We start from the raw sequence: 21,849 nt of genomic DNA on the forward strand, positions 1-21,849 counted from the left end.
GGTCAGTTCGCTCGCACCGTGAGCGATGCCATCTCGGCGCCCGCCGCGTAGTTGTTGAAGAGTTCGGCACCATCTTCGGAGAGGGTGACGCCCCAGACGCTCGCGTCATCGGACAGGGCCGAGAGGTGCGCGATCACGACGGCCGGTTGCTCGTCGGCGCTCGCCCAGGGATAGTCGATCTCCAAGGTGTTCCCGGAACCGCCGATCGTGACGACCGGATTGCGCAGAGAGATGTCGAGGACTCCGCCGTACCCGAGGAGGCGCACCTCGCCACGCGCACGAAGGATCGTCGTGCCGCCCTCCGCGTCACGCGCGAAGGGCCATCGGAAGGTCTCGGCTTCGATGACGGCGCCGCCCTCGGCCAGAATCGCGCCGTCCGACAGCCGTTCCACATATCGGCGAAGACTGTCCTTCACCGGCCATTCCAGCCAGCCCTCGTCCACCCAGCATCCTCACGAAGCATCGACCGGTATCCAGGCGCTGCGGCCCTCCGGGAAGCACCCGTACCCCAATCCTAGCCCGCAATTCCGCGCTTCTCGGACCGCGGAGAGGCGCGGTCCGGGTCTTTCGACACCCGATCCGAGCCACGATGTGACGCAGCGGAAGAACTCGCCTTTAGACGACGGATCCCCGCCCCGCAACCCCGGTTCGGCCAATAGTGCGAGTGGGTAGCGTCGGCGCCATGGCTGACATGTACACCGCACAAGACCCGACGACGCAGTTCCCCCGGCCTCCGTTCCCGGCACAGCAGCAGGATGCCCCGGGCGATATCCACAAGATGGACCCGGCACCCGATCACGGAGAGAAGACGTACATCGGCAAGGGCCGGCTCCCCGGGGCGCAAGGCCCTCGTCACGGGTGCCGATTCGGGCATCGGGCGCGCCGTCGCGATCGCCTACGCGCGCGAGGGCGCGGACGTCGCCCTGAGCTATCTGGCCGCCGAGCAAGAGCAGGCCGAGGAGGTCGCCCAGCTGATCCGCGCCGAGGGCCGGACGGCCGTCCTCATCCCCGGCGACCTTCAGGTCGAGCAGGCCAACGTCGACGCCGTCGAGAAGGCCGCGGCCGAGCTGGGCGGACTCGACATCCTGGTGATCAACGCCGGCACGATGCCCACCGTCGACAGCATCGACGACTTCGAGACCGAGACGCTCGACCACGTCACGAAGACGAACATCTACCCGCTGTTCTGGCTGACGAAGGCAGCCTCGCCCCACCTCCAGCCGGGCGCGGCGATCATCACGACCTCGAGCGTCCAGGGCTTCCAGCCCTCTGCATCCCTCGCCGAGTACGCGGTGTCCAAGGCCGGGATCGCGAACTGGACCAGGGCGATGTCGCAGCAGCTCATCGAGCGCGGCATCCGCGTCAACGGGGTCGCACCAGGACCGATCTGGACGCCGCTGCAGCCCGCGTTCGTGCCGAACGAGAAGATCGAGGAATTCGGTTCGCAGACACCGATGGGCAGGGCGGGACAGCCCGTCGAGCTCGCCCCCGCGTTCGTCTTCCTCGCGTCCCAGGAATCGAGCTACGTCGTGGGCGAGACGATCGCGGTGACCGGCGGGATGCCGGTGCACTGACCCCATCAGCGACGTCCGCGCCGCGCTCGTCATGGCAGACTTGCGGAGGATTTGGGAGGACGAGTGGGAAAGCTCATCTACGGCGCGCCGACGTGGTCGGTGGAGTTCGAGGACCGCGCACTGGCGCACCTGCGGATCGTGATGATGGCGAAACTGCGGCGCGCGGAGAGTTTCTCGTTCTCGTGGAAATTCGAAGCGGCCTACGGGAGCGGCAGAAGCTCGCTGTGGCTTCACCCTGCGATCCCGCTGCAGTTCGAGTTCTACGGCGGGCGCGAGCCGGCGCTGAACCGCGCCTGGATCGAAGAGCTCATGCTCACCGCGAACAGCCCAGGGGGCCTCGAACTGACCCCCGAGCCCGGAACAGCAGCCGCACGCGCCGCCGGACGGGCGTAAGCGTGCACATCCCAGTGCGAGAGAGGTTCAGATGACAAGTGTGAACAGACTCACGGTCGACGGTCGTGACTATTTCCTGCCAGACCCGGTGACCGAACTCCGCGCGCAGATCCTCGACGCCGTGAAGGCCGGCGGAGGGTACGTCAACATCCCGCCCCTGCGCTCCGGCCCGGGCATCGACATCCTCTTCTCACCCGGCATGCCCGTCGTGTGGACGCGCATCGACGTGGGCGGCGACCCCGACTCGTCAGAGCCTGACGCGTCCGAGAACCCGTACCCCGAGATCTGAGTCAGGACCGCCCGAGCGTCTCGACCTCAGCGGTCTCCATCGGTTCGCCGAACAGGAAGCCCTGCGCGCGATCGCAGCCGAGGTCACGCGCGAACGCGAGATGCTCCTCGGTCTCGACACCCTCGGCGACGATCCGGAGCCTCAGCTCGCGCGCCCGGTCGATGGCCTCGGCCAGCACCCGCTTGGCCCTGCGACTCCCACTCTGAACGAGCGATTTGTCGAGCTTGACCTCGGTGAGGGGCAGCAGGCGCAGCTGCGCGAGCGACGCATGCCCGGTGCCGTAGTCGTCCAGTGATACGCCTACTCCGAGTTCGCGCAGTTGCTCCAGGCGCGGGACGATCACGGACATGTCGGCCACGGGCATCGACTCGGTGATCTCGATCGTCAGGGCCGACTCTTCGGTCGATCGCGCCGTCGCCTGGGCGATCAGATAGTCGACGAACGACGCCCGGGTCAGCTGCATCGGCGACACGTTCACCGACACGTCGATCGCACGCTCCGTCGCGGCGAAGCCGTCGCGCATGGCCAGGCACTCGTCCAGCATGAAGCGCCCGAGGTCGTGAATGATGCCGGACTCCTCGGCGAGCGGGATGAACACGTCGGGGCCGACCGAATCTCCCATCGATCGACGCCATCGGCATAACGCCTCGACGGCGCACACCTCGCCGCTGCGCACATCGATCTGGGGCTGGTAGAGGGCATAGAGGTCGCCGTGGGCGAGCGCCGTCGCAAGGTCTGCCGACAGATTCCCGAGATCGAGCATGCTTCACTCAGCCACGTTCGCCCCCGCGCGGACAAGACCGCGCAGCCTTCGCGAGATGAGCGTATAGTCCGCTCCTCACGTCCGGTCGGCACCCTGGGGATCATCATCTACGATTCCATATGAGTCCGTCTCGCACACGGCGATCACGTCGTTCCTCGGGAGAATCAGTGGCATCAGCAGTGGCCAGCGAGGTCAGGCGCCGCAACAATGTCGTCGTCAGCGGCAATCCGTCCGGTCGCCCGATCGTCTTTGCACACGGCTTCGGGTGCAGTCAAGCCGCCTGGAATCTCGTCGCCCCGCACTTCGAGCGCGACTACAAGGTCGTGCTGTTCGATCACGTCGGAGCCGGAGACTCCGACCTGACCGCGTACTCGCGCAGCAAGTACGACGCGCTCCATGGATACGCGGATGATGTGCGCGAGATCCTCGAGTCACTCGATCTCGAGGACGTCGTGTTCGTCGGCCATTCGGTCAGCGCCATGATCGGCGTGCTCGCGGCGAACCGAGATCCTTCGAGATTCGGAGCGCTCGTTCTGGTCGGCCCCTCGCCGCGATACATCAACGACGCGTCCTATCGGGGCGGATTCGAGGAGGCCGACATCGCGGCGCTTCTCGACACGCTCGATGCCAACTATCTCGGCTGGTCTGCAGCCGCGGCCCCGATGATGATGGGCAACGCGGACCGGCCGGCCCTCGGCGAGCGGCTGACGGAGAGCTTCTGCAGCACCGACCCCGACATCGCGCGCCACTTCGCCCACGTCACGTTCCTCTCGGACAACCGCGCCGACCTCGAGAGCGTCACCGTTCCCACCCTGGTCGTGCAGAGCACCGACGACGTCATCGCTCCGACGGAGGTGGGCCGGTACGTGCACAGGGCCATTGCCGGCAGCACCTTCGTCCAGCTGAGGACGACGGGGCACATCCCGAATCTGTCCGGCCCCGATGAACTCGTCGCGGCGATCCGCAGCTATCTGTCATGACCGGCACCGACTACGAGCGGCTTTACCGCCATGCGCCCTGCGGCCTGGTGAGGACCGACGTCACCGGCAAGGTGCTCGGGGTGAACGACACCCTACTGGAGTGGACCGGCTACGCCGAGGCACAGCTCGTCGGAGCCAATTTCACCGCCATGCTGGATGCCGGCAGTCAGATCTTCTTCGAAACGCGCCACACGCAGATCCTCCACCTGGAGGGATCCGTCAAAGAGGTCGCGCTCACGCTGCGCAAGGCGGACGGATCGATCTTGCCCGTCCTGATCAACTCCACCATCACGACCACGGGGGCCGGCCCCGTCGTGCAGACCGCCGTCTTCGATGCCACCGGTCGCCTGGAGTACGAGAACGAGCTGCTGCGCGCGCGCCGGTCCGCCGAATCCTCGGAGGAGCGCGTCCGCGTGCTGCAGGAGATCTCGAGCCTCTTCGGCGTGAGCGTGAGCGATGAGGACGTCGCCCAGGCGTTCGCCGACGTCGCGAAAGAGGCGTTCGCCGCGACCGAGACGGCGGTGCTCCTGCGCGATGTGGACGGCCTCTACCACCTCGCCGCGGGGGTCAACCCGCTCGCCGACTCGGTGCCCCCGATCCAATCCCTCCGCAACACCCCGGTGGAGATCATCGTGCACGCGACCGACGCGGAATCCGAGCATCCCGTTCTCGCGGCGGGGCTCCGCACGGCGCGACTGGAATCGCTCAGCATCACACCTCTTCTGGGCGACCACGAGCGACTCGGGGTGCTGGTCTGTTTTTTCGGCCGGCGTCGCGAATTCGACGAGCGCGCCTTCGGACTGCAGCGGGCGCTCGGCAGGCAGGCATCGCAGACGCTCGTGCGCGTGCGGCTGCAGCGCCGGCTCGAGCACCTCGCCCTGCATGATCCGCTGACGGGCCTGGCCAACCGGCAACTGCTGCAGCACGAGCTCGAAATGGCGCTGGACAGCGCCCGCACCACCGCTCAGCCCGTGGCCGTGCTCTTCCTCGATGTCGACGAGTTCAAATCCGTCAACGACCGATGGGGCCACGCGACCGGCGACGCGGTGCTCCGAGAACTCGGCGAGCGCCTGCGCACCGGCGTCCGCACCGACGACGTGGTCGGCCGCATCGGCGGCGACGAATTCGTCGCGATCTGCCGGAACGCGGATCTGGATGCCGCGATCTCGATCGCCGACCGGATCCTCGCGCTCACCCGGCAGCCGATCGTCATCGAGGGCGCCACGATCCGCGTCTCCATGAGTGCCGGCGTATCGACCTTCGACCCGGCGGAGGATCCGCGTGCGACGGGATCCGACCTGCTCACCAGCGCGGACGTGGCCATGTACCGGTCGAAGGACTCGGGCAAGGACCGGGTGACGCTCTCTGCGAGCCCCGGTCGTTAAGCGCCCGGCGCGAGACGGGTCAGCGCAGCGAGCTCAGTGGAAGATCCGCCGGAAGACGTTCGTGTCGGCGAGGTCGAGCAGCTCACCGCCACCGCCGGACATCACGGTGCGCAGGGCGTACAGGGCGAACCCCTTGGCCTGCGCGGCGGTGATCGAGGGCGGAATCGATAGTTCCTGGCCGGCGACGACGACGTCGACGAGGGCGGCGCCCGGCAGCGCGAGCGCGCGTTCGAGGGCCGGCCGGAGGTCTGCCGGCTTCTCGACGCGGATGCCGGTGATGCCGATCGAGGTGGCGACATCGGCGAAGTTCGGGTTCTGAAGGTCGGTGCCGAAGTTGACGATGCCGGCCGCTTTCATCTCGACTTCGACGAAGTTCAGCGACGAGTTGTTGAAGACGACGATCTTGATCGGCAGGTCGTTCTGGCGGATCGAGATGAGGTCACCGAGCAGCATCGACAGACCGCCGTCGCCGCTGAGGGCGATCACCTGACGCCCGCCATCCACTGCCTGCGCTCCGAGCGCATGCGGCATGGCGTTCGCCATCGAGCCGTGCGTGAACGATCCGATCAGACGCCGCCGCTCCGTCATCCGCAGATAGCGCGCCGCCCAGATCACCGGTGTGCCGACGTCCGCGGTGAAGATCGCGTCGTCGGCGGCGAGTTCGTCGATCAGTCGCGCGACGTACTGGGGATGGATCGGCTCCTTGCCGTCGTCGTCGGCGAAGCCGTCCAGCTCTTTTCGGGTCTTGGCGTAGTGCTTCACACAGTCGGCCAGGTGCGTGCCCGCACGATCATCGGCGATGAGGGGACGCAGCGCGCTCGCCGTCTCGCGGACGCCGCCGACCAGGCCCAGGTCGATCGGCGTGCGTCGCCCGAGCTGCTCGCCCCGGATGTCGACCTGGATGATCTTCGCCTTGGACGGATAGAACTGCCGGTAGGGGAAGTCGGTGCCGAGCATCAGCAAGGCGTCGCACGACTCCATCGCGCGGTACCCGGACGCGAAACCGAGCAGGCCCGTCATGCCGACGTCGTACGGATTGTCGTACTCGATGTGCTCCTTGCCGCGGAAGGCATGCACGATGGGCGCCTGCAGTCGCTCGGCCAGTGCGAGCACCTCCGCGTGCGCCCCGGCAACCCCCGCGCCGGCAAGGATCGTCACCTTCTTCGCGCCGTTGAGGAGGCCCGCGGCCCGCTGCAGCTCGGCCTCGCCCGGAATGATGCGGGGCGCGGTCGCGAGGATCGGTGCCGATGCTCGGCGCTCCGGCGCATCCTGGAAGAACACGTCGGCTGGCACGACGACCACGGCAACGCCCCGGCGTTCGACCGCGGCCCGCATCGCGATCTCCAGCACCCACGGCAGCTGAGCGGCGTCCGAGACGAGCTCGGAATAGACGCTGCACTCGCGGAACAGCTCCTGCGGATGGGTCTCCTGGAAGTAGCCGCTGCCGATCTCGGCGGAGGGGATGTGTGAGGCGATCGCGAGCACGGGCACGCGGCTGCGCTGGGCATCGAACAGACCGTTGATGAAGTGGAGGTTGCCGGGCCCGCAGCTGCCGGCGACGACTGCGAGTTCACCGGTCACCTCGGCTTCGGCGGCCGCCGCGAACGCCGCTGCCTCCTCGTGGCGCACGTGCATCCAGCGCAGGCCGCCGTCGCGGCGGAGCGCATCGGTGAAGGCGTTGAGCGAGTCACCCGGAAGGCCCCACACCCGCGAAACCCCCGCTGTCTTGAGGGTCGAGACGAACAGTTCGGCGACGTTCTGCGCCATGTGAGGCTCCTCGGCTAGCGTGCGGATGCGCCGGGCGCAACGGCTTCACGCGCGCCCCGCGCCTCGGTAGAAACGTTCCATGATGATTCTGACGTACGCCGGCACCGAACTCATGACCGGGGATTCTCTCGCGCGGGCGGTGCTGGAATACTGCGCCGCACTCGCGGAAGAGGGCGCGGCCGAGACGCTGGAGATCCCCGTGCTCCATTCCGACGGCAGCCGCGGGATGGCGATGATGCTCGTCGGACCCGCCAGCCAGATCGTCGGGCAGAGCGTCGAGACCGCGTACGCCGAGCTGGAGGATGCGGCCGTCCTGGAGCATCTGACGGCCCGCACGCGTGCACATCGCCCCGTCCTGCGGACGAGCACGAACCCGTCCACCGACGAGTTCGACGAGGCGTGAACGCGAGTCGGAGACCGCCTTCACCCCGAAGAAGAATCGCGGCGTTTGTCAAGCCTCTCCGCACGACGGGGGCGACCGCGGATAGTTGATTCATCGATGATGATGAGAGGAGCGGTGGAGATGACTTTGGAGATACATCCCACCAACCGTCGCCCACGGGCACTGCCCTCGTCGCCCCCGCAATGGCAGCGCGTCGGTGTCGATCGCTATCAGGTCCGCGTCGGGACGCGGACGCTCGGCTACATCGACGTGGTCGGAGCCGTCTTCGTGGTGCTGGCAGGCTCTCGCTACAGCCGTGCAGTCGAAACGGCCCAGACACTGGTGTTCGAGGATGCGGTGAACGCGCTGGTGGAGGCTGCCCACGCGGGCTGAGGCATCCGTCCTCAGAGGAGGCTGAACAGCTGACCCTCGCCGCCGGTGAGAAGATCGGCTGGACCGGCGGCTTCGCCGTCATCCGCTGACCACCGCGTTGCACGCTCGGAGAACCCGATGGACACCTTGAACCCGGATACGACGGTGGATGCCGTCACCCTGCGCGTCGGCGACCTCGAAGTGATGTCGGCGTACTACTCGGGCGCGCTGGCCCTGGCGCCACTCGAGCAACGCACCCACGGCCGCGAGGTGCACCGCGTGCTCGGGCGTGGAACGACGCCGATGGTCAAGCTGGTGCACACCCCTGACCTGCCGGGCGTCGACCCCCGGCAGGCGGGGCTGTACCACACGGCGTTCCTGTTCGACGATGCGCCCAGCCTGGCGGCGACCGTCTATCGCGCCGCCCAGTCGCCGCGGAGCCAGTTCGTGGGTTCGAGTGATCACCTGGTCAGCGAGGCGTTCTACTTCACCGACCCGGAGGGCAACGGCATCGAGCTGTACACCGATCGCCCGCGCAGCCAGTGGGAGTGGACCAACGGCCAGATCCAGATGGCGACGCAGTATCTGGATCCGAACGCCTACCTGCAGCGACACCTGACGCAGGAAGTGCTGGATGCTGCGCCAGGTCTTGCCGGACGCGTCGGCCACGTCCACCTCCAGGTGGGCGACGTAGCCGTCGCGCGGGCGTTCTACGTCGACGCACTCGGCTTCGAGGCCACCGCGAGCGGTTACCCCGGCGCGCTGTTGCCTCCGCCGGCGGCTATCACCACCACGTTGCGATGAACACGTGGCACTCGGCCGGCGCGGGCCCCCGTGCAGCCAGCCTGGGCCTCGGCGATGTCGCGGTCTCGGTGCCTGCGGGTGAGGATCTCGACGCGCTCACCTCGCGGCTGACCGCCCTGGGCGTTGCGTTCGCCGACGACGGGCGCTCCGTGCGGGTGAGCGACCCGTGGGGCACGCAGGTGACGGTCGCAGCATCCGCCACCACCGCCGACGAGATGCTCGGATGAGCAATCTGCATGGGCTGACCGGCGGGCCCGGGCGTCGCCGCACCGCGCACCGTATTGCCTCCCCGTTGCGATCTCGCAAGGCCGGCCCTACGGTGTGCGCATGGGATTCGACGGCGCCGCGGTCGACTACGACCGATTCATGGGCCGGTACTCGTCGGGCCTGAGTGCACCGCTCGCTGACTTTGCCGGGGTCGGCCCCGGCCAGCGCGTCCTCGACGTCGGCTGCGGCCCCGGCGCACTGACGGCCGAACTCGTCTCGCGCGTCGGGGCCTCGAAGGTCGTGGGCGTCGACCCCTCGGTCTCGTACGCCACGTCGGCGCGCGAGAGATTCCCCGGTGTGCGCATCGAGGTCGCCTCCGCCGGTGCGCTCCCATTCGAGGATGAGGAGTTCGATGTCGTGCTGGCCCAGCTCGTCGTCCACTTCATGGCCGACCCGGTGCACGACCTGCGTGAGATGGCACGCGTCACGCGAACGGGCGGCGTCGTGGCGGCGTGCGTGTGGGACCACGCCGGCGGGTCCAGCCCGCTCAGCCGGTTCTGGGACGTGCTGAGCGCGACCGATCCGGCCGCACCGAACGAGGCCGCCCTTCCCGGCACACGCCGGGGGCGGCTGGGCGAATACCTGACGACCGCGGGCCTGACCGACGTCACCGAGACCGTGTTGACCGTCCGTGTGACCCACCAGACCTTCGAGGACTGGTGGGAACCCTATCTCCGGGGCGCCGGCCCGGTCGGCTCGTACATCGAGTCGCTCGACGACGCGGGCCGCGCACGGCTGGAGCGCACGCTCCGAGCGGAGATGCCGACGCCACCGTTCGACGTGACCGGGTCCGCGTGGGCGGCACGCGGGATCGTGGCCGCCGACTGAAGCGCGTGCGGCCTAGCCCGCCCGGGTGAGTTCCACCGCGGCGACGTCGTCGCCGAGAGTGATCTCGCCCCCGGCGACGCTCTCGGCCAGGGCGTGCACGCGGGGCAGGTGCTGGCTTCCGTAGAAGTCGGCGGACACGAGCCGGGCGGCATCTGATTCGGACAGGATCGGATGCTGCAGCACTGCGAGCACGGCCTGTCCGTGCATCCATCCCCCGGCGAGCGTGCCGAGCAGCATCAGATAGGGCACGCTCACGGCGTACGCGTCACGAGGGTGCGCACCGAATGCCATCAGGTCGGCCGTCGCCCGGCGCGCCGCCTGCACCGCGCGGGCGAGGCGCTCGCCGGTGCGCGTGGCCACCGGATGATCCCCCACCGACAGCTGGGCGATCGTGGCGTCGATGAGGCCGAACAGCTCGTGCGCGGTCGCTGCGTTGTTGCGGATCAGCTTGCGACCGACGAGGTCGTTCGACTGGATCGCGGTCGTGCCCTCGTAGATCGTCATGATCCGTGCGTCGCGATAGTGCTGAGCGGCCCCGGTCTCTTCGATGAACCCCATCCCACCGTGCACCTGAATGCCGTCGCTCGTCACCGGCACGGCCTCCTCCGTCGCCCACCCCTTGAGGATGGGAACGAAGAATTCCGCGAGCGCCGTGGTCTCGTCCGACCCCGTGCGGTCGAACAGGTCGGCGACGTACACGCCGAGCGCCCGCATCGCGTAGATCATGCTCGACATCGACAGCAGGAGCCTGCGCACATCGGGATGCGCGGCGATGGACGTCTGTGCGGGCCGCTCCAGGACGCTGCCCTGAATGCGCTGCCCGGCATACGCCGCTGCCTCTTGATAAGCCCGGTCGGCGATCCCGGTGGCCTGGAATCCCATGCCGATCCGGGCCGAGTTCATCATCACGAACATTCCCGCGAGCCCGCCGTGCAGCTCACCGACCAGGTATGCGGTCGCTCCCTCGTAGGCGAGCGCGCACGTTGGGCTGCCGTGGATGCCGAGCTTGTGCTCGATTCCGACCGTCGTGATGGCGTTGCGCTCCCCGAGGCTGCCGTCCGCATTCACGAGCACCCGCGGCGCGACGAACAGCGACAGCCCTTTGGCCCCCGCCGGGGCGTCGGGCGTCCGGGCCAGTACGAGGTGCACGATGTTCTCGGCGAGGTCGTGGTCGCCCCATGTGATGAAGATCTTCTCGCCGCTGATCGACCACGAGCCGTCGTCGCGCGGGGTCGCCAGCGTGCGGATCGCTCCGAGGTCGGTGCCGGCACCGGGCTCGGTCAGATTCATCGTGCCGGTCCACTCCCCCGACACGAGCTTCGTGAGGTAGGCCGCGCGGATCGCGTCGGAGGCGACAGCATCCAGAGCATGGATCTGTCCCTGCGTGAGCAGCCAGCAGAGGGCGAACGCGGCATTCGACGCGTTCCAGATCTCTCCGAGCCCTGCCCGGATCGATCCGGGCAGTCCGTCTCCGCCGGCCGATTCGGGGGCCTCAGCGGTGATCCACCCCGCGTCCACCATCGCGCGATAGGCCTCGGCGAACCCTGCGGGAAGACGCACCCGGCCATCTTCCAGCCGCGCGCCCTCGCGATCGCCGATCCGCTCAAGGGGCGCGATCACCGAGGCGGCGAATTCGCCCGCTCCCGCGATGATCTCGGTCGCATCGGCCGCCGAGAGAGCGCCGCCCGTCGACCGGGCCACCAGGTCGACACCGAATGCCTCACTGAAGAGGAACGAGTAGTCATCGACGGGCGGGACGTACGGAGCGGACATGGCTCTCCTTCGGGCGAACGCGGTGGGACCGAGATTCAGTTTACGTGACCCTCAGTCTCACGGCGAGGGTTGCTGGCTGGGGATGCTGCGTGGCCACCGCATGCGCTGTCGAAAAGACCGGCCGGTGACACGACACGCCGGGTCGACAGTTCGTTGGACGGCGTGTCGCCGTGACCGACCGGTCTTTTCGAACGAGAGACGACGAGGACAGCTCCCGGAAACAGAAAAAGTGCCGGCGAACCGGCACTTTCCCTCACTGTCTCAACACAGTGTGCGCCCGAAGAGACTCGAACTCCCAACCTTCTGATCCGTAGTCAGATGCTCTATCCATTGAGCTACGGGCGCGCAGCCTGCGCGCGAAACGGCGAGCAGGCCAGCGACCAGGATACCCTACGGCGCGGCGGGCCGCCAATCGAGGCGGAGGGCCGAGCGATCCAGAGCGGTCATCACAGCGGTCAGTCCGCGGCGCCCGGCTTGGACCGGCGCCGCGCCTGCGAGGCGAGCCGTGACAGGTCGACGAGGCGCAACGCCTGCATCCGTGCCTCGCGCATCTGGGCGTAATCGGGGTCGGCGTCGGCCGTCATGCTCTCCACCTGCAGCCGGCGCTGCAGGTTGTCTTCGACGTCACCCCACGCGGCATCGCGAGCGGCCTCGACGAGCTCGGCCACCACGTCGGGCTGGTCGGCGAGGTCGCGCAGGCGTTCGGCGACCTTGACGTACTGCGTGTGGCGCTTGCGCAGGTTGCGCGTATCGCGGTCACGGTAGTCGTGGGTGCTGTCCGGGTCGGAGAACTTGCCCCACGCCGACTTGCGCTGCTTCTTCGCGAGCGCCGCCGCCGCGTCCTGTTCGGCGGCGAGCGCTCTCAAGGTCTCCTGGGCGAACGCGCCGACCTCGGCGGTGTCGAAGTCGGCGCCGCGCGAGATCGCCTGGACGAGGATGTGGTTGCGCACCGCGAGCCGCGCCGCCGCCGACGCGATCGACACGCCTTCGCCGACAGCATCCGAGCGCTTGCCCATACTCGACCCTCCCCGGTATCGAGGGTATCGGGCGAGGCTCAGGCTCGTACGGGCTCGGTGTACTTGGACGAGCCGAAGCCGAGGATCAGGTAGCCGATGAACGCGAAGAGCCAGAGCACGAAGAACGAGAAGACGCCGCCCTTGTGGAAAGCCGAGCCGAGCTTGAAGGCCACGATGATGCCGAAGACGAAGCCGACGATCGGGATGAGGTACAGCAGGCCCAGCCACATCGACATGCCGGCGATCTTCACGAGGAAGAAGAGGTTGACGATCGGGATGATCCCGAGGATGCCGGGCAGGCCCGCCTTCTGGAAGATCCGCCACAGCGCGACGGCCGTGAGGATGTAGAAGATCAGGCCGAACACGGACGACGTCGTCCACACTCCGGTCTGGTCGGCACTGATCGGAGTGACCTGAGCGGATGCTGCGGTAAGGGCGGTGGCGAGGTGCATGCCGCTCATCATAGGGGTGACGATGAGCGCGGTTGAGGCGGGCCTCAGCCCTGGAGCCCTCAGCCTTGGAGCTTCGTGATCACCGCCGCGACGCGACGGGCACGCGTGTCGGCGGCCTTCGCCGATTCGACGCTGGTGACGTGCGCCTTGCGGTGGCTGGGCGCGAGTGCGTCGAAGACGCTTGAAAGCGATGCTTCAGCGAGCGCCGTCGCGAGGTCGTCGGGCACCTCGACCGTGCGCGGGGCGTCATCGATCTCGAGGTCGACGGTGATCGGGTCGCCGCCCTTGAGCCCGGTGGCCGCACGCTTGTCTGAGCTGAACGGAATGAGGAACTTCCCGCCCATCACGCCCACCGTGCTCGCATAGGCGAAACCGTTGACCACGACTTTCACCGCCGGGCGCTTTCCGCCGCCGAGCGCGTCGATCTGCTCCGCCGACACCTCGATGCCGGTGTTGTTGCCCATCGCATGAAGAGCGGTTTCGAATCTCATGCGCACGAGTGTGCTATGGATGCTGTCGGTGGGCGATCGGCCGACGATTGTCAAGCCCCCTGCCACCCGTCGACGCGCGTCGTAGCTTCTATGAGAAGCCTTCACGAGACTTCACGAAAGGAGCGCAACATGGGAATCCTGGATGACGCCAAAGAAGTAGCCGACACCGCCGGTCGCAAGATCAAGGACGGGTTCGAAGACACCAAAGACCGTATCGGCGACAAGGTCGACGAGGTCAAGGCGGACGCCGAGGTCAAGAAGGCCGAAGCAGACCGCGACTCCGTGCAGAAGCGCAACGAAGTCAAGGAAGAGCTGCGCGACTGATCGGCATGTTTTCCGGCCCACTCGGGTCGGTGTGAGACGTGGAGGGCCCCTGAGAATACTCGGGGGCCTTCTGCTGTGTCCGGGCGCACGCGTCTTCTGCGAGGCGCTCCCATCCGATGACGAGCACGCTCCGAAGAACCTCCAGCGCGGCATCCCGCCGCCCGATCTCGGAGGTCGCTCATGCGTCAGTCACCGAACCGCCTCGTCGCAGTCATCTTCGGCGCGGTCTACGTCGTGGTGGGTCTGCTGGGCTTCGCCGTCACCGGCGGTGTCGGCTTCATCGCCACCCAGGGCGGGCTGCTCCTCGGAATCTTCGAGGTCAACCCGCTGCACAACATCGCGCATCTGCTGATCGGCGCCTCGCTGATGATCGCCGGAATCGTCTCGGCGCGCGCCGCGAAGGCGGTCAACATCACGATCGGCGCGGTCTACCTACTGCTCGGTATCGTCGGCTTCTTCCTGGTCGGCACCGCACTCAACATCCTCGCGCTGAACACGTTCGACCACTTCCTGCACCTCGCGAGCGCGATCGTGCTCCTGGGTGTCGGACTCGCCGCCGACCACGGCATCCGCGCGTCGGTCGCCGGTCAGGCGGCCTGATGACCATCGGCGCTCCCCTCGCACGGCGTGCCGCGTCGACCGCTCCGGTGCTCCGGACGTCGTCGTGGCCCGCTGTGGCCGGGTGGGGCGCCGCACTACTCCAGCTCGCACTGGGCGCTGGGGCTCTCACGGGGGCGGGGGGTGTCTGGCTGGGGGTAGCCGGCGCCACCCTCGCGATCCTCGGGGCCGGCGGGCTGGTGTGGGGGGCCGCGACGCTCGCGCGGGGACGCATCGTCGTTCCCCGCGTGGGCGTCGCTGGGGCCCTCGGGGGAATCGCCGCGGCCACCGTCGTGCTGATGCTGGATCCGCTGCGGACCAGCGTCGTCGCGGTGGCCGCGGCCTCCGCACTCCTCATCGCCGCGGGCATCGGGTGCGGGATCGCCGTGCGCCGCGGCCCGGCCGGTCGCGCTACGCGCACCGGTGTGCTCGGACTACTCGTTGCCGCGGTGCTCGTCGCCGGCGTCGTCACACCCGCCCTCGGCGCGACCGAGGCGGGGCGCCTCGCGCCCAGCCACACCGGTCACGACCTGATCTTCGACGAGCACCAGCACTGACCGCATTCCCGTCTCGCAATGCACCCTCGATCTTCGGAGTGCACCCTCGCGAGGGTGCATTCCGAAGATCGAGGGTGCATTGCGGGAGGCTGATCAGGCGATCGCGGCGATCCGCCACGAGGCCGTGGCCGACTCGTCCGGACCGAGCACGATCAGTCCCGTGTCGAACGGGTACGCGTCGGCGTTGAAGGCGTCGGGCGCGCACGTCATCGGCTCGACTGCGAGCCCGATGCGGTGGAACGGATGCCCCGGCTCGATGTCGGCCGTATGCACCTGCACCCATGGGCACGCGGCATCCCACACCATCGCGACGCCTTGGCCCTCGGCATCCGTGACCCGCACCTCGGCCAGGCCGTCGGAATCTCGGGCGAGCGCCGTGAATGCATGGTCGATCTCGGCACCGCCGATCTCGCGCGGCACGCGGAAGTCGAACCGCGCCGGATCGACCTCGACCGGCTCCAGGCCCGTCGGGACGAGGCGATCGGGGGTGACGGCCAGCACCTCGGCCGCCGGCAGCGAGAACGTCCAGCTCTCCAGCGCCGAATCACCGGCGCGCAGGTAGGGGTGCGGGCCCGTGCCCCACGGCGCGGAGGTGCGGCTGTCGTTGGTCGCGGTCACCGTCTGCGTCAGCCCGTCGGGTCGCAGCCAATAGCCGGTCTCGACGGTGATCCGCCACGGGTAACCCGCCTGCGGCTCGACGACGGCGGCGAGGGCGACGTGGCTCGGGCCTTTGTCGACCACTGTGAAGTCGAGCCACCCGACCAGGCCGTGCAGCGCGTGCCCGCGCTTGGGCTCGGTGAGCGGCAGCACGTAGTCGACCCCGCCGAACGCGTACCGCCCGTCGACCACCCGGTTCGGCCACGGCGCGAGGGTCGCGCCGCGGAAGCCGGGACGCACCTCGTCGGCCGCGAACGGCACGACCAGGTCGCGACCGGTGTAGGTCAGCGAGCGCAGGCTCGCGCCCACGCCGGCGATGACCGCCTCGTAGCCGCCTGCGCGAATCGAATGTTGGATGCCTGATGCCGGTGTGCGAGCCACGGGAATCGAGCCTAGGCCGTTCGGCCAGGCTCGTGCGACCGAATCGATTCCCGTGCCGCGCAGACGTGCCAGGGTGGGAGCATGCGCATCGCACTCACGGGCTCGTCCGGCAAGCTCGGAACCGTCGTCGCCCGCGAACTGCGCACCTCAGGCCACGACGTCGTCGGCCTCGATCTCGTCGGGGCACGCGGGGCGGGCTTCGTGAGGGTCGATCTGACCGATTACGGACAGGTCGTCGATGCCCTGGCCGGAGTCGACCGCGCCGCGCCGTTCGAGGCGGTCGTGCATCTGGGCGCCATCCCCGCACCGGGGATCCTGTCCGATGCCGCGACCTTCCACAACAACATGCCGAGCACGTTCAACGTGTTCTGGGCAGCGGTGCGCACCGGCATCCGTCGCATCGTCTATGCGTCGAGCGAGACGGTGCTGGGGCTTCCGTTCGACGTGCCTCCGCCGTACATCCCCGTCGACGAGGAGTACGCGGCGCGCCCCGAGAGCGTGTACTCGATCGTGAAGGTGCTCGAGGAGCAGCTGGCGACTGAGCTCGTGCGCTGGCATCCCGATCTGTCGATCACCGCGCTGCGTTTCTCGAACGTCATGGTGCCGGAAGACTACGCCGCGTTCCCCGCGTACGACGCCGACGCGATGCTACGCAAGTGGAACCTCTGGGGGTACATCGACGCCCGCGACGGCGCGCAGGCGATCGAGCGCGCGTTGGAGGTCGCTCTCCCGGGCTTCGACCGGTTCATCATCGCGGCCGCCGACACCGTCATGTCGCGGCCGAATGCCGAGCTCGTCGCCGAAGTGTTCCCGGACGCGCCGGTGCGCGGCGACCTCGGCGAGCACGACACCCTGCTCGCGATCGGCAAGGCGCGCCGGCTGCTCGGCTACGCGCCGCAGCACTCGTGGCGCGACGAGGTCTGAACGCGCTCACCCGCTTCCGGCACCAGGTGGTGCGTGCTCACGCCCAGACGATGAATCCGGTCACGGCTGCGACGGCCGCGAGGACTGCCAGGACGATGTTGATGATGGGCTTCTCGCCCAGCCGCGCATGCGTGACGGCGGCACCGATCTGCAGCACGCCGAGCGCAACGGCGGCGATCGGCGCGAGGATCGGCACGATACCGGTAAGCGGCGGCACGATGAGCCCGATCGCGCCGAGGAGCTCGGCGACCGCGATGAGGCGGATCGAGCCCTGCGAGAAGCCTTTCGTCCACTCCATGGCGTTCGCGCCCTCGAGCTGCGCCTTCGTGCGGAACAGTTTGAGTCCCGCGGCGAAGAGCGACACGAATGCGAGCAGCCCCGCGGCGATCCAGTAGGCGATCAGCATGGGCTCACGATACTCCCGCGTGCCGGACCGCCACGCGGCCGGGACTTCACCGAGCGAGAATCGCATTCACGCGCGAGAATCAGGCATGACCCGTCATTGGACTCCGCTCGCGTTCGTGTACCTCGGCCTGTCGATCGCCGGGCTCATCGGCACCATGGCCTTCAACGTGATGAGTGTCGTGCTCATGCGCGACTACCTCGGCGATCTCGTCACGAGCGGGCCCGCCGTGACGTCGATCACGATCGATCTGCTCGTGGCAGCCGTCGCGGCGAGCATCTTCGTGATCGTCGAGTGCCGAAGGCTCGGGATGCGTTTCGGCTGGCTGTACATCGTGGGTTCGGCGGTGACGGCGTTCGCGTTCACCTTCCCGCTGTTCCTGGCAATGCGAGAGCGACGGATGACAGAGCGCCGGATGACGCCGCGCCGGACGACAGAGAGCACGGCCGCGCGCGAGTAGCGCGGGCGCCGGTCAGACGTCGGCGAGCATCGCGACCGACCGGTCCCACAGGTCGCGCGCGAGCCCAGCATCCGTCGCCTGCCTCTTGGGCTTCGCGGGCTTGCGGTCGACGAAGTACTCGCCGGTCGGGTAGTCGATGCCGGGATGCTTCTCGGCGAGGAACACGAGCGTGTCGGCGCCCTTCTCCACGGGAGCGAGGAACAGCTTCGCGAGCCGCGAGGCGTACACGGCCCGCATGGCCGAACCTGGCGCCGCCGAGAAGCTCGAGGCGATGACGCCGGGGTGGAAGGCGGTCGAGGTGAGCCCGACGTCGCGATACCGGCGATCGAGCTCTTTCGCGAAGAGGATCTGCGCGAGCTTGGCGTTGCCGTACGCCCGGCGCGGGCTGTACCGGCGCTGGGCGTCGAGGTCGTCGATGTCGAATCGGCTGAACAGCTTGTTCGCCGCGCTCGAGGTGTTGATCACCGTGCCGTGCGCGGCGACGAGGTTCTCGTGCAGCAGCTGCGTGAGCAGGAACGGCGCGAGGTAATTCACCTGGAAGGTGAGCTCGTGCCCGTCGACGGTGGCCTCGCGGTGCTTGGCGAAGATGCCGCCGGCATTGTTCGCCAGGACATCGATACGGGGATGCTGCGCCCCGAGCTCGCCCGCGAGCCGGCGCACCGAGCCGACGTCGGCGAAGTCGGCGAGGTGATGCTCGACGCCGAGCTCATCGGCGATCGCCGCGGTCTTCTCGGGCGAACGCCCGACGACCACCACCTCGTGGCCGTGTCCGGCGAGCTCGCGAGCCGCGGCTGCGCCGATCCCGTCGCTGGCGCCGGTGATGACGATCGTGCGGCGGTCAGTCGAATCGGTCATGCTTCGACGCTACCCCGCGTCGAGGCATCCGGCGCCGGCACGTCACATCGACGACTCCCGCACAAGCAGCTCGGGGGTGAGTTTGATGTGATGCGGTGGGCGATTGCGGCCGCCCTCGAGCCGGGCAACCAACAGATCGACCGCGCCGCGCCCGACGAACTGCTTCGGGGGGCGTACGGCCGTGATCGCCGGGTGGCCCAACCTTGCCACCTCATCGTCGTAGGCGACGATGGCGATGTCGTCGGGAATACGCACGCCACGATCGGCGCAGTGCTGCTCGAACGCGACCGCTTGAGGGTCGGACAGAATGAGAAGCGCGGTCGTGCCCGTCGATGTGCACTGGGCGAGAATCTCGTCGATGACCGTCTCACGGTCGAACGAGTCGAAGCTGACAGCATCGGTGTTCACCACGTCGGGGGTCAGTCCCAGAGAAGCGATGGCCCTCTTCCAACCCCGTCGCACGTGTGGGGTGGTCGGGCTCTGCGGCTCCGTCAGCAGTCCGATACGTCGGTGCCCCGCAGCGTACAGATGCCGAACTGCCTGCATCGCCCCCGCAGCATGATCCGTGACGACGGACTCCAGCCTCGTCGCTGCTGCGGCAGAGCGCACCCGGCGCTCGGCGAGCACGACCGGGATCGGCAACGAGTCAAGCCAGCGAAGCATCTCGAGTCCCTCCGGCCCTGCCGTGTGCGGAGCGACGATGAGTCCGTGCATGCCCGAAGTGTTGACCAGCACCTGAACCTGCTTGCGGTTATCACGAGCGTCGTACAGCGAGCCGCGCAGCATCAGCCGCGACTGCAGCTGCGCCGCCTGCACACGAGCGCCACTGACGACTTCGGGCCAGTAGTAGTCCAGCGAGGGGACCACCATGCCGATCGTGTACTTGGTCACCGTCGCGTCACGACCGGTGAGAGCGCCCCGGCTCTCGTCTATCGAACTGCGAATCGTCGCACCGCCGTGCACGCGCGTGACCAGACCTCGGCGCGCAAGCGCGTTGATATCGCGCCTGATCGTCAACTCGCTCACCCCGAGCACCACGGCAATGCGGCCGACAGCGACGGCGCCGTGCGCACGCAGCTCGTCCATCAGCCGTTCCTGTCGCTGCAGGGCGAACAGCGGCGCGGGGTCTTCGTCACTGAGATCGGTCATCGGTCCACCTCGATCGTGGTGCGCAGTTCGCCGAAGCGGGGATGCGGTGAAGCGAAGGTCAGGCGAGTGAGGGTCTGTCCCCACACGGCCGTCAATTCCGGGTCGTCGAGCTGCCATACGTCGACGATCGGATGCTGGTTCTGAAACGGCGTAGCGTGGTTTTCCCGCGAGCTCACCGTGATGCGCAAAGCCCTCGCCGACACGTCCGCGCGCACACGCGTAACCGCGTCGTCGATGCTGACCTCGCCGGCGAGAATGAAGTGGATGGATGTCTCCTGCCCTGCAGTGCCGGAAAGCTTCCACTCGTCTGAGACGACTACCCGATGGTTCTGCCTGTCCAGACGCGCATCCCGGATCCACGAGTCGCCTTCCGGGAGCGGATATGCGCTGGCCAGCTCGAGGCGTATCGACGGGGTCGTCTGAGGTGCGCCCGTGCGAGCCGGCTCCGCGAGCATCCGCGCCGCGAATCGGGAGCCCTCCCCCTGCTCGAGACCGAACGGGGCGATCGTGTTGTGCCAGCTGCTGCGCATGGCCGGGTTCTCGTAACGATCAGCGCCGAAGGTCTGAGCCGTGTAGGTCGGTTTGCCGATATCGACGATCAACGGCCGTCCATCCAGGCCGACGATCACCGACCCGACATCCTTATGATTGTGGCTTTCGCCGTTGTGGCCGCCCTTGACCACCAGGGCGAGGCCGTGCGAATCACCCGACTCCTGGCGGGCGACGAACAGCTGCACGGAGCCGAGCCACACGTGTTCGGGCAACGGCGGGTCGGCCGGCGTGGCATCGCGCCACTCGGCATCGGCCAGCGCGCGCAGAACACGCGCGAGGCCTGCGCCGACATCGATCACCGGCTCGCCGGGTATTCGCTTGCTCCGAGCGTGCGCCACGACGTCGTGGTCGCCGAGGCGCATCCCCCATCGAAACGGCACGTCCCACGGTTCGCGGCCGAACGAGCGAGCCGATCCGTCAGCCACATTGACGTACCAGTGATCTCCGAGCTGCATCCGATGGGGAAAACGCAGCGTCTCGCGCACGACCGGAATGTCGCCGGCATCCAAATCGCCGTCGGTCACTCGCGATACGACGTCCAGGCATTCGAGCAGTCGACACGCACCTTGCCACCAGTAGGAGAAGCCCTCGTCGATCGCGCCATCGCTGGGGAGGGTCGCGACGAACCGGTCCAGACTCTCCAGTGCTCGATCCATAACGCGCGCGCGAGTCGGCGTGTCGTCGATCAGAAGCACCGCAGCGGAGATCACGTTGCCGATGATCCAGGGATTCCAATTGTTCACCGTGCGCCGGTAGCCCAGCCACCACAGGTCGTCACGGTTGAGGAACGGCTCGAAGACGCGAATCGTCGCCTCATGGCGGATGCGCTCCCGCAGTCCTGGCCACCGCGATTCGAGGCGTGTGCCCAGCACGTGGTCTGCGACGGCGAGCTGCACCACCACTTCGCCGGCGCCGAGATCGAGATAGGGCGCTGATGCGTCCGGGAGGATGAACCCCCGACGCTCGTGCGCATCGTCGTGCGCCGGCCACGACCAGGTGCTCTGTTCGCAGAGGACGACGATGCCATCGGCCACCTCGTCGAGCCAGACGGATTCGTCCGTGATGGCGGCGAGCACCACAGCTCGCGTGAGTCGTTGCTGCCGGCCGGAGACGCCAGCTTCGTACTCCGTGCGGTTTCCGTCTCGCACGTAGCGCGCATAGGCGGATGGCAGGGCGCTCGGCCATGCCGTGCCTCGTTCGGCCCCGGCGGCGGCGGTGATCTGTTCACGCGTGCGGCCGTCGATGCGGAGCCAGATCGAGCGGTCTTCGATCGTCGGCAGACCGAATCGGGCTGCGGCTCCCTCCAGCATCGGAACGAGCGCGCGCTCCCTCATCCGCTGGCCCCACTCCTGAAAAAGAGGACCCTCGAAAGCCTGGTGTGATCCGCCGAGCGGATTCGGCGACGTCATATCGTCGCACCCGCCCCATCGGCGCGCCGCATAAAGCGCTCTCTC

General features: G+C 68.1%; 24 protein-coding genes, 1 tRNA gene and 2 pseudogenes. 14 read left to right on the plus strand and 13 right to left on the minus strand.

Going from position 1 to position 21,849, the window contains the following annotated elements:
* Positions 1–2: 2 nt before the first annotated feature.
* Positions 3–443 (minus strand): HtaA domain-containing protein, encoded by a 441-nt coding sequence (locus ACFE6Z_RS07505; protein WP_375385102.1) that lies wholly within the window; start codon positions 441–443, stop codon positions 3–5.
* 239 nt (positions 444–682) lie between these two features.
* On the opposite strand from ACFE6Z_RS07505, the pseudogene ACFE6Z_RS07510 reads away from it, so the two are divergent.
* The 3 genes and pseudogenes from ACFE6Z_RS07510 to ACFE6Z_RS07520 all read left to right on the plus strand — a co-directional run bounded on the left by ACFE6Z_RS07510 (position 683) and on the right by ACFE6Z_RS07520 (position 2,256).
* A pseudogene (locus ACFE6Z_RS07510) lies at positions 683–1,574 on the plus strand (SDR family oxidoreductase).
* A gap of 63 nt (positions 1,575–1,637) precedes the next feature.
* Positions 1,638–1,967 carry an ATP-dependent DNA ligase gene (locus ACFE6Z_RS07515; RefSeq protein WP_375385103.1) on the plus strand — a complete coding sequence of 110 codons (330 nt, stop codon included), beginning with the start codon at positions 1,638–1,640 and terminating at the stop codon, positions 1,965–1,967.
* 31 nt (positions 1,968–1,998) lie between these two features.
* Complete coding sequence (locus tag ACFE6Z_RS07520; protein ID WP_375385104.1) at positions 1,999–2,256, plus strand: hypothetical protein; 258 nt, start codon at positions 1,999–2,001, stop codon at positions 2,254–2,256.
* A gap of 1 nt (position 2,257) precedes the next feature.
* Here ACFE6Z_RS07520 and ACFE6Z_RS07525 read toward each other — a convergent pair whose 3' ends face one another.
* Entirely contained in the window at positions 2,258–3,019 is a 762-nt protein-coding gene (locus tag ACFE6Z_RS07525) for an EAL domain-containing protein (RefSeq protein ID WP_375385105.1), read from the minus strand.
* A gap of 167 nt (positions 3,020–3,186) precedes the next feature.
* Here ACFE6Z_RS07525 and ACFE6Z_RS07530 point away from each other — a divergent pair, with 167 nt between their 5' ends.
* Both ACFE6Z_RS07530 and ACFE6Z_RS07535 read left to right on the plus strand, forming a co-directional pair.
* Positions 3,187–3,999, plus strand: a complete 813-nt coding sequence (locus ACFE6Z_RS07530) for an alpha/beta fold hydrolase (protein ID WP_375385106.1) — start codon at positions 3,187–3,189, stop codon at positions 3,997–3,999.
* Positions 3,996–5,384, plus strand: a complete 1,389-nt coding sequence (locus tag ACFE6Z_RS07535; RefSeq protein WP_375385107.1) for a diguanylate cyclase — start codon at positions 3,996–3,998, stop codon at positions 5,382–5,384. Before ACFE6Z_RS07530 ends, ACFE6Z_RS07535 begins: the two co-directional genes overlap by 4 nt.
* A gap of 33 nt (positions 5,385–5,417) precedes the next feature.
* Here ACFE6Z_RS07535 and poxB read toward each other — a convergent pair whose 3' ends face one another.
* Positions 5,418–7,151 carry a ubiquinone-dependent pyruvate dehydrogenase gene (gene poxB / locus ACFE6Z_RS07540; RefSeq protein WP_375385108.1) on the minus strand — a complete coding sequence of 578 codons (1,734 nt, stop codon included), beginning with the start codon at positions 7,149–7,151 and terminating at the stop codon, positions 5,418–5,420.
* Positions 7,152–7,230: 79 nt separating this feature from the next.
* Here poxB and ACFE6Z_RS07545 point away from each other — a divergent pair, with 79 nt between their 5' ends.
* From ACFE6Z_RS07545 to ACFE6Z_RS07560, 4 genes and pseudogenes are all read left to right on the plus strand, one after another.
* On the plus strand, positions 7,231–7,554 hold the full coding sequence (locus ACFE6Z_RS07545; RefSeq protein ID WP_375385109.1) for a hypothetical protein: 324 nt from the start codon (positions 7,231–7,233) through the stop codon (positions 7,552–7,554).
* A 120-nt stretch (positions 7,555–7,674) separates the two neighbouring features.
* On the plus strand, positions 7,675–7,926 hold the full coding sequence (locus ACFE6Z_RS07550) for a hypothetical protein (protein ID WP_375385110.1): 252 nt from the start codon (positions 7,675–7,677) through the stop codon (positions 7,924–7,926).
* A 117-nt stretch (positions 7,927–8,043) separates the two neighbouring features.
* Positions 8,044–8,936: pseudogene (locus tag ACFE6Z_RS07555) on the plus strand (VOC family protein).
* A gap of 100 nt (positions 8,937–9,036) precedes the next feature.
* A complete protein-coding gene (locus ACFE6Z_RS07560; RefSeq protein ID WP_375385111.1) occupies positions 9,037–9,804 on the plus strand; it encodes a class I SAM-dependent methyltransferase in 768 nt (255 codons plus the stop codon).
* A gap of 12 nt (positions 9,805–9,816) precedes the next feature.
* Here the strand turns inward: ACFE6Z_RS07560 and ACFE6Z_RS07565 are convergent, their stop codons facing one another.
* From ACFE6Z_RS07565 to ACFE6Z_RS07585, 5 genes are all read right to left on the minus strand, one after another.
* Positions 9,817–11,577: an acyl-CoA dehydrogenase gene (locus tag ACFE6Z_RS07565; protein WP_375385112.1), complete on the minus strand. Its 1,761-nt coding sequence runs from the start codon at positions 11,575–11,577 to the stop codon at positions 9,817–9,819.
* A gap of 272 nt (positions 11,578–11,849) precedes the next feature.
* Positions 11,850–11,922: transfer RNA gene (locus ACFE6Z_RS07570), tRNA-Arg, on the minus strand.
* 110 nt (positions 11,923–12,032) lie between these two features.
* Positions 12,033–12,593, minus strand: coding sequence for an asparagine synthase (locus ACFE6Z_RS07575; protein ID WP_375385113.1), 561 nt, complete (start codon positions 12,591–12,593; stop codon positions 12,033–12,035).
* Between the two features lie 38 nt (positions 12,594–12,631).
* Positions 12,632–13,045 carry a DUF5684 domain-containing protein gene (locus ACFE6Z_RS07580; RefSeq protein ID WP_375385114.1) on the minus strand — a complete coding sequence of 138 codons (414 nt, stop codon included), beginning with the start codon at positions 13,043–13,045 and terminating at the stop codon, positions 12,632–12,634.
* A gap of 59 nt (positions 13,046–13,104) precedes the next feature.
* Positions 13,105–13,536, minus strand: a complete 432-nt coding sequence (locus ACFE6Z_RS07585) for a YdeI/OmpD-associated family protein (protein ID WP_375385115.1) — start codon at positions 13,534–13,536, stop codon at positions 13,105–13,107.
* 129 nt (positions 13,537–13,665) lie between these two features.
* On the opposite strand from ACFE6Z_RS07585, the gene ACFE6Z_RS07590 reads away from it, so the two are divergent.
* The 3 genes from ACFE6Z_RS07590 to ACFE6Z_RS07600 all read left to right on the plus strand — a co-directional run bounded on the left by ACFE6Z_RS07590 (position 13,666) and on the right by ACFE6Z_RS07600 (position 15,014).
* Entirely contained in the window at positions 13,666–13,860 is a 195-nt protein-coding gene (locus ACFE6Z_RS07590; RefSeq protein WP_375385116.1) for a hypothetical protein, read from the plus strand.
* 180 nt (positions 13,861–14,040) lie between these two features.
* The gene (locus ACFE6Z_RS07595) at positions 14,041–14,460 is read left to right on the plus strand and encodes a DUF4383 domain-containing protein (RefSeq protein WP_375385117.1); all 420 of its coding nucleotides are present in this window, start codon (positions 14,041–14,043) and stop codon (positions 14,458–14,460) included.
* Positions 14,460–15,014 (plus strand): hypothetical protein, encoded by a 555-nt coding sequence (locus ACFE6Z_RS07600; RefSeq protein ID WP_375385118.1) that lies wholly within the window; start codon positions 14,460–14,462, stop codon positions 15,012–15,014. The genes ACFE6Z_RS07595 and ACFE6Z_RS07600 overlap by 1 nt, the downstream gene beginning before the upstream one ends.
* Before the next feature lie 93 nt (positions 15,015–15,107).
* Here the strand turns inward: ACFE6Z_RS07600 and ACFE6Z_RS07605 are convergent, their stop codons facing one another.
* Positions 15,108–16,052 carry an aldose 1-epimerase family protein gene (locus tag ACFE6Z_RS07605; RefSeq protein ID WP_375385119.1) on the minus strand — a complete coding sequence of 315 codons (945 nt, stop codon included), beginning with the start codon at positions 16,050–16,052 and terminating at the stop codon, positions 15,108–15,110.
* Between the two features lie 81 nt (positions 16,053–16,133).
* Here ACFE6Z_RS07605 and ACFE6Z_RS07610 point away from each other — a divergent pair, with 81 nt between their 5' ends.
* On the plus strand, positions 16,134–16,976 hold the full coding sequence (locus ACFE6Z_RS07610) for an NAD-dependent epimerase/dehydratase family protein (protein ID WP_375385120.1): 843 nt from the start codon (positions 16,134–16,136) through the stop codon (positions 16,974–16,976).
* Positions 16,977–17,013: 37 nt separating this feature from the next.
* On the opposite strand, the gene ACFE6Z_RS07615 is transcribed toward ACFE6Z_RS07610, so the two are convergent.
* Positions 17,014–17,382, minus strand: coding sequence for a DoxX family protein (locus ACFE6Z_RS07615; protein WP_375385121.1), 369 nt, complete (start codon positions 17,380–17,382; stop codon positions 17,014–17,016).
* A gap of 85 nt (positions 17,383–17,467) precedes the next feature.
* Here ACFE6Z_RS07615 and ACFE6Z_RS07620 point away from each other — a divergent pair, with 85 nt between their 5' ends.
* Positions 17,468–17,839, plus strand: coding sequence for a DUF2834 domain-containing protein (locus tag ACFE6Z_RS07620; protein WP_375385122.1), 372 nt, complete (start codon positions 17,468–17,470; stop codon positions 17,837–17,839).
* 12 nt (positions 17,840–17,851) lie between these two features.
* Here the strand turns inward: ACFE6Z_RS07620 and ACFE6Z_RS07625 are convergent, their stop codons facing one another.
* The 3 genes from ACFE6Z_RS07625 to ACFE6Z_RS07635 are packed head-to-tail and all read right to left on the minus strand — an operon-like array spanning position 17,852 to position 21,729.
* Positions 17,852–18,694, minus strand: a complete 843-nt coding sequence (locus tag ACFE6Z_RS07625; protein WP_375385123.1) for an SDR family NAD(P)-dependent oxidoreductase — start codon at positions 18,692–18,694, stop codon at positions 17,852–17,854.
* Positions 18,695–18,736: 42 nt separating this feature from the next.
* Positions 18,737–19,843 (minus strand): substrate-binding domain-containing protein, encoded by a 1,107-nt coding sequence (locus tag ACFE6Z_RS07630; RefSeq protein ID WP_375385124.1) that lies wholly within the window; start codon positions 19,841–19,843, stop codon positions 18,737–18,739.
* A complete protein-coding gene (locus ACFE6Z_RS07635; protein WP_375385125.1) occupies positions 19,840–21,729 on the minus strand; it encodes a heparinase II/III family protein in 1,890 nt (629 codons plus the stop codon). The genes ACFE6Z_RS07630 and ACFE6Z_RS07635 overlap by 4 nt, the downstream gene beginning before the upstream one ends.
* Positions 21,730–21,849: the final 120 nt, after the last annotated feature.

This window comes from uncultured Microbacterium sp., from assembly GCF_964244775.1.
Lineage (GTDB): Bacteria > Actinomycetota > Actinomycetes > Actinomycetales > Microbacteriaceae > Microbacterium.